The 9856-nt window shown below is 34.4% G+C and carries 9 protein-coding genes; all 9 read left to right on the plus strand.

The window, feature by feature from the left end; all coding sequences use genetic code 11:
- A partial coding sequence (locus ABFR62_10940; protein ID MEN8138936.1) for a response regulator occupies positions 1 to 1467 on the plus strand: 1467 nt, incomplete at its 5' end.
- 182 nt (positions 1468 to 1649) lie between these two features.
- Entirely contained in the window at positions 1650 to 1889 is a 240-nt protein-coding gene (rpmB, locus tag ABFR62_10945; GenBank protein MEN8138937.1) for a 50S ribosomal protein L28, read from the plus strand.
- 32 nt (positions 1890 to 1921) lie between these two features.
- Positions 1922 to 2104: a 50S ribosomal protein L33 gene (rpmG, locus tag ABFR62_10950; protein MEN8138938.1), complete on the plus strand. Its 183-nt coding sequence runs from the start codon at positions 1922 to 1924 to the stop codon at positions 2102 to 2104.
- 8 nt (positions 2105 to 2112) lie between these two features.
- Positions 2113 to 2265, plus strand: a complete 153-nt coding sequence (locus tag ABFR62_10955) for a DUF4295 domain-containing protein (GenBank protein ID MEN8138939.1) — start codon at positions 2113 to 2115, stop codon at positions 2263 to 2265.
- 194 nt (positions 2266 to 2459) lie between these two features.
- A complete protein-coding gene (ftsY, locus tag ABFR62_10960) occupies positions 2460 to 3416 on the plus strand; it encodes a signal recognition particle-docking protein FtsY (GenBank protein MEN8138940.1) in 957 nt (318 codons plus the stop codon).
- A 109-nt stretch (positions 3417 to 3525) separates the two neighbouring features.
- Positions 3526 to 4848: a 30S ribosomal protein S12 methylthiotransferase RimO gene (gene rimO, locus ABFR62_10965; GenBank protein ID MEN8138941.1), complete on the plus strand. Its 1323-nt coding sequence runs from the start codon at positions 3526 to 3528 to the stop codon at positions 4846 to 4848.
- Between the two features lie 155 nt (positions 4849 to 5003).
- Complete coding sequence (locus tag ABFR62_10970) at positions 5004 to 5453, plus strand: MarR family transcriptional regulator (GenBank protein MEN8138942.1); 450 nt, start codon at positions 5004 to 5006, stop codon at positions 5451 to 5453.
- Positions 5454 to 5512: 59 nt separating this feature from the next.
- Positions 5513 to 6625 (plus strand): efflux RND transporter periplasmic adaptor subunit, encoded by a 1113-nt coding sequence (locus ABFR62_10975; protein MEN8138943.1) that lies wholly within the window; start codon positions 5513 to 5515, stop codon positions 6623 to 6625.
- A 68-nt stretch (positions 6626 to 6693) separates the two neighbouring features.
- On the plus strand, positions 6694 to 9855 hold the full coding sequence (locus tag ABFR62_10980) for an efflux RND transporter permease subunit (protein ID MEN8138944.1): 3162 nt from the start codon (positions 6694 to 6696) through the stop codon (positions 9853 to 9855).
- The last annotated feature ends 1 nt before the right edge of the window (position 9856 follow it).

Here is a 9856-nt window from a genome sequence, read left to right on the forward strand (position 1 = left end):
ATGAAAAAGTCTTTACTCCCAATTATATTAATCCTTATTACTAATGTAATAATACTGACCTTACTATATTTAAATATAGAAGGATATATATTATTGACCAGATTTTATAAAAATGAATTTGTTTTAGTATTATTTATCTCTTTTATGATTTTGAGTTACTATACTTATTATTATTTCTCACAGTATAACAAAAAAGTTATCGAGTTGAATAAGAAAAATATTGAGCTGGCAGAAGTTAATGCGGATATAGTAGACAGAAATATAGAACTTGCAGGTTTAAATGAAGCTTTAATTAAGGAAAAAGAACGGGTTAGATCAGCAATGGAAGTAAGACGAAATTTCCTTTCTGTTGTGTCGCACGAAATTAGAACCCCACTTAATGCAATAGTAGGTTTCGCAAGTTTTATTAAAGAATTTGAACCTGATGAAAAAGAGATACACAGCTCTGTAAAGAATATTTATTTTTCTTCTCAACATCTTTTATTACTGGTTAATGATATTTTGGATTATAATAAAATAGAAGATGGTAAGCTAAAATTAAAGATTCTGCCTTTTAGGCTTGAGAAAACTTTCGAGTTGTTGGAGAGTATGTATAAAGGTATTGTCAGGGATAAAGGTGTGGAGTTAATCTTTAATATTACAGAAGAGATAAAGGGAAAGTTTTTTGAAGGAGATGAAACCAGGATTAATCAGGTTTTGATAAACCTTTTGTCAAATGCCACTAAATTCACAAATAAAGGGAAGATAATACTTGATTGTAAGACTACTTCTAAAGAAGGTGATTTGTGGACCCTTAATATTAAAGTGACTGATACCGGTATAGGTATTAGTAAGGAAGATACTGAAATTATATTTCAAAAATTTATTCAGGTTGATTTCCATAGAGCGAGGAAGTTTCAGGGGTCTGGTTTGGGATTGGCAATAACTAAAAGCCTGGTGGAATTATTTGGCTCAGAAATAAAGGTTGAAAGTAACATAGGTAAGGGAAGTTCTTTTTCATTTGATTTAATACTTCCACATGTTCACAAGAAAGATAACATTATTGAAAAGGAGTCTAATATAGCTGTGTTAAGTGGAAAAACTATATTAGTAGCTGACGATAATGTAATTAATAGGACTGTTGTAAAGAATTTTTTGCTAAGATGGGGGCTGGGTGTAGTTGAAGTAAACAATGGGAGGGAGGCCTTTAATTATGTATTGTCGAATAAGTGTGATATTATATTAATGGATATACATATGCCGGAAGTAGATGGTTTTGAGGCAACTAAACTGATAAGAAAGCTAAATGATCTTCATAAATCTCAGACACCAATAATTGCTTTGTCGGCCGATGCATTATTTGAAACTCATGAAAAAGTTAAGGAATGTGGCATGAACGATTATATATCAAAACCGTTTAAGCCCCAGGAGTTAAAGCAAAAAATACTAAAGTATTCAATACTTAACCTGCAGAATTTAAAGAGATAATCATCTTACGGATAGTTTTTTTTCAGGATTTAAAATATTTTCGTCGACACTGTTTGATTAAATGAAATTATTTATATCTTTGCAAACCGCAAAACGAGAGTAATTGTATGCTATTGACTTTGTCAATAATTATTCCACTTTTGCACATATTTTGAAATCATTAGAATAAAAAGACGATAAAGATGTCAAGAGTTTGTGAACTTACTGGTAAGAAAGCGATGGTTGGAAACAACGTGTCGCATGCGATGAACAAATCTAAAAGAAAGTTCAATGCAAATTTGATCAAAAAACGTTTCTATTTACCTGAAGAGGATAAGTGGGTTACGTTAAAAGTATCAACTTCTGCCTTAAAAAATATTAATAAAAAAGGTATCGCTGCTGTAGTTAAAGAAGCGAGAGAAAAAGGTTATTTGAAAAAATAATTTAGTCGGGAGACTGGATAAAAGAAATTAAGATGGCAAAGAAAGGAAACAGAGTACAAGTTATCTTAGAGTGTACTGAGCACAAAACTTCAGGTATGCCTGGAACATCTCGTTACATTACAACTAAGAATAAGAAGAATACTCCAGACCGTATGGAGTTAAAGAAATTCAATCCTATCCTAAAAAGGATGACTGTTCATAAAGAAATTAAATAGTTTGAATCATGGCAAAGAAATCAGTAGCATCATTACAAACAGGAACTAAAAAGTTAACTAAAGCTATCAAAATGGTGAGATCACCAAAAACAGGAGCTTACGTGTTTGTAGAGAAAGTTATGGCTGGTGATCAGGTAAACGCTTGGTTAAAAGAGATTTAATACATCGTTCAGCTATACTATAAAGGTATTTATTAAAGCTGCTTTCATTTTGAGAGTAGCTTTTTTTTGTATCAATAAATCTAAATTTTTATTGAATTAAATTTCGTTTATTTGTGTTTCGTAAATCTATGTGAATTGAGGGACATTGATTAAGCACTGTAGTAGATAATAATTATTTATAAAATATAATTGATATGGGTATTTTTGATAAATTCTTTTCTAAGGATAAAAAAGAAACTCTTGATAAAGGTCTAGAGAAGACTAAAACTTCATTTTTTTCTAAACTTAGTAAGGCAGTCGCAGGAAAATCGAAGGTTGATGCCGATGTTCTTGATGATTTAGAAGAGATACTCGTAACTTCGGATGTAGGTGTTGATACAACTCTTAAAATTATTGACAGAATTGAAGAAAGAGTAGAGAAAGATAAATATCTTGGAACAAGTGAGCTAAACGAAATTTTACGAGACGAAATTGCCGGACTTCTTTCTGAAACAAATAGCGGGGAGGAAAGAGAAATATCTATTCCAAAGATTGATGGACCATACGTTATTATGATTGTTGGCGTAAATGGAGTTGGTAAAACTACTACCATAGGTAAATTGGCTTATCAGTTAAAGAAAAAAGGATTAAAAGTTGTTCTGGGAGCTGCCGATACATTTAGAGCTGCAGCGATAGATCAACTTGATATATGGGCGCAAAGAGTAGATGTTCCCATTGTAAAACAAAAAATGGGATCTGATCCTGCTTCAGTAGCTTATGACACGGTAGAGTCAGCTAGGTCAATGGGGGCTGATGTAGTTTTAATTGATACTGCAGGACGTTTGCATAACAAAGTAAACCTAATGAATGAGTTATCTAAGGTGAAAAGAGTTATGCAGAAAGTTCTTCCCGATGCTCCTCATGATGTACTTTTGGTATTAGATGGTTCTACAGGTCAAAATGCCTTTGAACAGGCAAAACAGTTTACAGCTGCAACAGATGTAACATCATTGGCGGTGACAAAATTAGATGGAACAGCCAAAGGTGGAGTTGTAATTGGTATATCTGATCAATTTAAAATTCCGGTAAAATATATAGGAGTTGGTGAAGGCCTGGAAGATTTACAGGTATTTAATAAATACGAATTTGTAGATTCTTTCTTTAAAGGATAAACATATATAAAAATATTACAAACGATTCAAGTACTGGTCTTTACAGTTATTTGAATCGTTTTTTATTGCCTAAATTTGCAAACTTTAAGTAACCAGTAACAAGATAATTATGAGAACAAAGTCATCTATAACCAATAAGATAAATGTTGTAACGCTTGGGTGTTCTAAAAATGTCTATGATTCTGAGATATTGATGGGGCAACTCAAAGCTAATGATATGTCGGTTTCTCAGGAAGATAACGACGGTAATATTGTTGTGATAAATACTTGTGGTTTTATAGGTGATGCAAAAGAGGAGTCGATAAATACAATTTTGGATTTTGTAAATCTTAAAGAGGAAGGTGAAATAGATAAGGTATTTGTTACCGGATGTTTATCTGAAAGGTATAAGCCTGAACTTGAAAAAGAAATTACAAATGTTGATCAATATTTTGGAACACACGATTTACCGAATTTACTGAAAGCTTTAGGTGCGGACTATAAAAAGGAACTTGTGGGGGAGAGGTTAACAACCACTCCAGGACATTATGCCTACCTGAAAATTTCTGAAGGCTGTGACCGGTCTTGTTCTTTTTGTGCTATTCCATTGATTCGTGGCGGACATGTGTCTACTCCAATAGAGGATTTGGTAATAGAAGCCGAAAAACTGGCTAAATCAGGTGTGAAGGAACTTGTTTTGATAGCTCAGGATTTGACATACTATGGTCTTGATTTGTATAATAAGAGGAGATTGGCCGATTTATTGAGAGAACTTGCAAAGGTTCAGGGGGTTGAGTGGATCCGTTTACATTATGCATATCCAACAAGTTTTCCTATGGATGCACTTGAAGTTATGCAGAACGAAGCTAAAGTTTGTAACTATTTAGATATACCTCTTCAGCATAGTTCTACAAAACTATTGGAATCGATGCGTAGAGGAACTACTAAGGAGAGGACTAATGCTCTTTTAGGTAAGTTTCGAGAAATGGTTCCTGATATTGCAATCAGGACAACTTTGATTGTAGGTTATCCCGGAGAAACAGAAGAAGACTTCGAAGAGATGAAAGAATGGGTACGTGAGATGCGTTTCGACAGAATGGGCGTATTTGCGTATTCGCATGAGGAAGATACTCCTGCGTTTAGTTTAGAAGACGATGTTGATGAAGAAGTAAAACAAAATCGTGTAAATGAAATTATGGAGATTCAGGCACAAATTTCGTTTGAGCTAAATCAGAATAAAATAGGTAAAATATTCAAGTGTATTTTCGATAGGGTTGATGAGGAATATTTTATCGGACGTACAGAGCACGATTCTCCGGATGTAGATAATGAGGTTTTAATATCAAAAGAAGATTATTACATTTCTTTAGGCGAATTTGTTGATGTTGAAATAATTGATGCAGGCGAATACGATTTGTATGCTAAGCCACTGGGTAAAACTAAGAATAGGTAGTTTTTTATAAAATATTAATTTTATAAAAGGTTGTTGTCTAAGTAAGATGATAACCTTTTTTGTTAAACTCTGTTAAAAAATAAATATTTATTGTTTTTCGATAAATAATTTTGTTTGTTTGTATGCTGAAAGATGTATATGCAACTAATTTTTTGATGGAGTTAAAAAAAGAAATAACAGTTGGAGCATTATTAGGCCGTACAAGTCATAATATGAGCCTTTTACTAGATAAAGTATTTCATAAAAATGATGTGGATCTTAATGTTGAGCAATTTGTATTATTGAAAATATTGAGTTTTAATGATGGTCTCAATCAAAAGAAGTTATCGGAGTTAATTGATAGAGATAAAACTACAATAGCCCGTTTAATAACTAAGATGGAGAAAAAAAATATGCTTTTGCGCGTAAACTCCAGGGAAGATAAAAGGGTTAATAATGTATATATAACAAATTATGGCAAAGAAATATTACACGAAGTTTTGCCATTTATCAGGGAAGTAGACGATGTGCTTATTTCCAGCGTTACAAGAGAAGAGTTACAGGTTTTTACAAGAGTAATGTATAAGTTATGTGACAAAATAAAATTGATGGAAGAAAAGTTGTAAATACAACTAACTCCATCTTTTATAAAAAAGAGAATAAACACTAATAATAACAACGAAAAATGACAGTAAGAAAGTCTTGGGTAATCGCAATTATTATACTTGTAGGAGCGGTAATTGCTTTTTCTATAATAAGTAAGGGAAAGAAAGGAGTTTCGCATAGTGGTGGCAAAGTATATAAAGCGGCCATGTATAAAGAGGTGAAAAACCAACAGCTGCCACTGATTGTTGGGGCTAGCGGTCAGTTGAAATCTAAAAATACTTTCGATCTTTATTCGGAAGTTACCGGTGTACTTCGCAGTGGAACTAAAGAATTCCGAACAGGAACAAAATACAAAAAAGGAGAGTTGATGCTGAAAATGGATGACAGAGAGGTAAAAGCTAATCTGTACTCTAAAAGAAGTGACTTTCAAAATCTGATAACAAGTATTCTGCCGGATATAAAAATTGAATTTCCGGATGAATTTGCTAAATGGGAAAGTTACCTTTTAAAGTTTGAGATAGAAAGAAGTATAAAGCCATTGCCTGAACTTAATTCTGCAAAGGAGAAGTATTTTATTTCCGGAAGACAGGTTTATACTCAATATTATGCAATAAAAAATCTTGAGGCACGATTTGCTAAGTATAATCTAAGAGCACCTTTTAATGGGGTAGTTACTGAAACAAGTGTAAAGCCCGGAGGACTGGTAAGGTCCGGACAAAAGATTGGAGTTTTCAGCAATATGGATGTTTTCGAACTTGAGGTGTCTGTTAAAGCCGGAGAGGCTAATCATGTTAAGATTGGAAATAAGGTTGTTATAAAATCGCATGATGGAATTCAAACCTGGGAAGGTGTTGTAAAGCGAATAAATGAAGCAATAGATTTAAATACCCAAACTGTATCAATTTTTATAGAGTCGAGGGGTAAAGGTTTAAAAGCCGGAATGTATCTGGATGTGGAAATGGAAACAAGTCCTGTAGAAAATGCGAGTTTAATTTCCCGGGATATTCTTCACAATAACACTTTTGTATATATAGTTGAAGATAGTATTCTTGTTGAATTTGAAATTAATCCTGTAAAGTTCAACGAGAAATCTGTTTTGGTAGATAACCTGAAAGATGGAGCTAAACTTGTGCAGCGAAATGTTCTGGGAGCTTATCCCGGAATGAAAGTTATACCTAGTGAGGTAAAATAGTACTTCGACTTTATTTAACAGGCAAAAAAGCGTTGAGTATACTTCCAATTTGCATTAAGCTATAAAGAATGAGAAAAATAATATCACATTTCATAAAATACCCTATATCTACGAATGTCCTTATTTTTGGATTTGTAGTATTTGGGTATTTCAGTATGACCAAGATGGGAGCATCTTTCTTTCCTCTTGTTGAAAACAGGAATATAACCATTCAGGTAATGTACCCGGGGGCATCTCCCGAGGAGGTTGAAGAGGGGATAATTTTAAAAATTGAAGATAATCTTCGGGGTGTAACCGGAATTGACAGGTTTATTTCTAAATCGTCGGAGAATACAGGGAATATAACTGTAGAGATTTTGAAAGGTTCCGATATGGAGCAGGCTTATCGCGATGTAAAAAATGCGGTTGATCAGATAGCGTCTTTTCCGGCCGATATGGAACCTATTGTGGTTTTCAGAAATGAAAATCAGAATCCGGCGATGATGTTTGCAATTAGTGGGGAAGGAGTTTCATTAAATTCTTTAAAACAGACTGCGAGAAAAATAGAAGACGACCTGCGTTCTTTAGGGGGAATTTCGAAGGTGAATTTAGGCGGTTTTCCGGATGAAGAAATAGAAATAGCAGTAAATGAATCTAAACTGAGAGCTTTTAATTTAACATTCGAGCAGGTTGCTTCGGCTGTAAAAAAAGCAAATATTGATATTACGGGAGGTACAATTAAAGCAAAGAATGAGGAATACCTGATTCGTGGTAGGGCAAAACAATATTTTGCTCATGAAATTGATAATATTCTTGTGAAATCTGATAAAAAAGGTAGAAGCGTTTATTTACATGATATAGCTACAGTTTCTGATCGTTGGTCAGACTCGCCAAACGTAGTTGAAATAAATAGTGTAAAATCTGTCGATGTAACTATTCTTACTACTGATAATGAGGACCTGCTTGGAGTAGCTGAAAAAGTAAGAGATTACATCGATGAGTATAATTCAACACACGATGGTATTCAACTAACAATAACTCAGGATATGTCGGTTGCATTAAATGCACGTAAGCAGTTGTTGATCGATAACGGTATTTCAGGTATTATTTTAGTACTGATATTTTTATCAATGTTCCTTAATCCCCGGATGGCATTTTGGGTAGCTGCGGGTTTCCCGGTTTCATTTCTCGGGATGTTTGTTTTAGCATCGTTTTCAGGGGTCACTATCAATATAATTTCCTTATTCGGGATGATTGTGGTAATTGGTATTTTGGTTGATGACGGTATTGTGATAGCCGAGAATATTTATCATCATTACGAAAAAGGGAAGAATCCAATACAGGCTGCCGTAGATGGAACAATGGAGGTTTTACCTGCGATTTTGTCGGCTGTATTAACAACAATAATCGCTTTTTCTACTTTCTTTTTCTTAGATGGAAGATTGGCCGATTTTTTTGGTGAATTGGCTTTTGTAGTTATCGCAACATTGGGCATCTCATTGATTGAGGCCCTGGTTATTCTTCCTTCTCATCTGGCTCATTCAGGTGCTTTGAGGGGCGAACGTAAGCAAAATGCTCTTATCAGAACATTTGATAAGGCAATGTATTGGATGCGTGATAAGACTTATATTCCGGTTTTGAAGTATGTTGTAAAGAATAAAATTTTATCATTCGTAGTAATAATTTCTATTTTTATGTTGTCGATTGCTGCTGTAAAAGGAGGAAAGATTGGAGTTACTTTCTTCCCGGTTATGGAGCGTTCTAATATTGCTGTTACTTTGAAAATGCCTGCAGGGACAAAGGCAGATATAACTAAGTCGTGGTTAGAAAAAATACAGAAAGCAGCTCTGGAAAGCAACGAACATTATAGTTCAATGCGTGATGACAGCTTAGAGATAGTAGAAAATATTAAGCTAAAAGTAGGTCCTTCTACTTCTGATGGAGCATTAACATTGTTGTTACTGGAGTCTGAAATCAGAAATTTGGCATCTGATGAAATTGTTCGTGATATAAAAAAACGCCTGGGACCAACTTATGGTGTGGAATTCTTATCGTTTGGCAGTGGATCGCATTTTGGGAAACCAATTTCAGTTGCATTTTTGGGAAGTGATTTAGAAGAGCTGGAATTGGCGAAAGAGGAACTTAAAACCGAACTGGGAAATATTCCGGCTTTACGTGATATCATGGATAATGATCCGGCAGGAATTAAGGAGATAAATGTTACTTTAAAGGAGAAGGCTTATTTGATGGGCTTAACACTTCAGGATGTATTAGGTCAGGTGCGTAGTGGTTTCTTCGGTCGCGAAGTTCAGCGCTTGCAACGCGGACGCGATCAGGTTAAAATTTGGGTAAGATACGATGAGGATTACAGAACTTCTATTTCTAACCTCGACGATATGCGTATTACAACCCCTGCAGGTGACAGGATTCCATTTGGTGAAATTGCCTCCTATGAGATAGAAAGGGGAACTGTTTCTATTGCTCACCTCGATGGAAAAAGAGAGATAAAAGTAGAAGCAGATTTAATGGATGAGAATACTTCAGCTTCTGATATGCTGGCTGAAGTATCTAATAATATTGTTCCTAAAATTTTGGCTAAGTATCCAACAGTAACGGCTAAATATGAAGGACAAAACAGAGAAGCTGAAAAGACCAAGAAAAAATTAAATGTTGTACTTTCTGTAGCATTCTTTTTAATTTTTGCCGTGATTACATTTACTTTCCGCTCTTTTGGACAAACTACACTTATTATGTTGTTGATTCCTTTTAGTTCGGTTGGAGTAGTTTGGGGACATTGGTTACACGGAATGCAGGTTAATTTTCTTTCGGGGCTTGGTATTGTTGCCCTGATTGGAATTTTAGTGAATGATTCACTGGTACTTGTGAGTAAGTTAAACAGTTATTTAAAGCAGGGAGAGAGTTTTAATGAGGCTATAATTCATGCAGGTTTTTCGAGGTTTAGACCAATTTTCTTAACTTCATTAACAACTGTGGCAGGATTGGCTCCGTTGATTTTCTTTGAGAAAAGTTTACAGGCACAATTCCTGATCCCAATGGCAATATCAATTGCATACGGAATTGCTTTTGCAACTTTACTGACATTACTTTTACTACCTGTTATGTTGGTATCGTTTAATAATTTGAAACGATTTATTCACTGGATTTGGGAAGGTGAAAAAGTTAGTGCAGAATATGTGGAGAGAGCAATTAAAGAACTTAAATCAGAGAAACATGCAGAAGAGAATAAGTAGA

The sequence above is a fragment of the Bacteroidota bacterium genome, from assembly GCA_039714315.1.
In the GTDB taxonomy this organism is placed as follows: Bacteria; Bacteroidota; Bacteroidia; order Flavobacteriales; family JADGDT01; genus JADGDT01.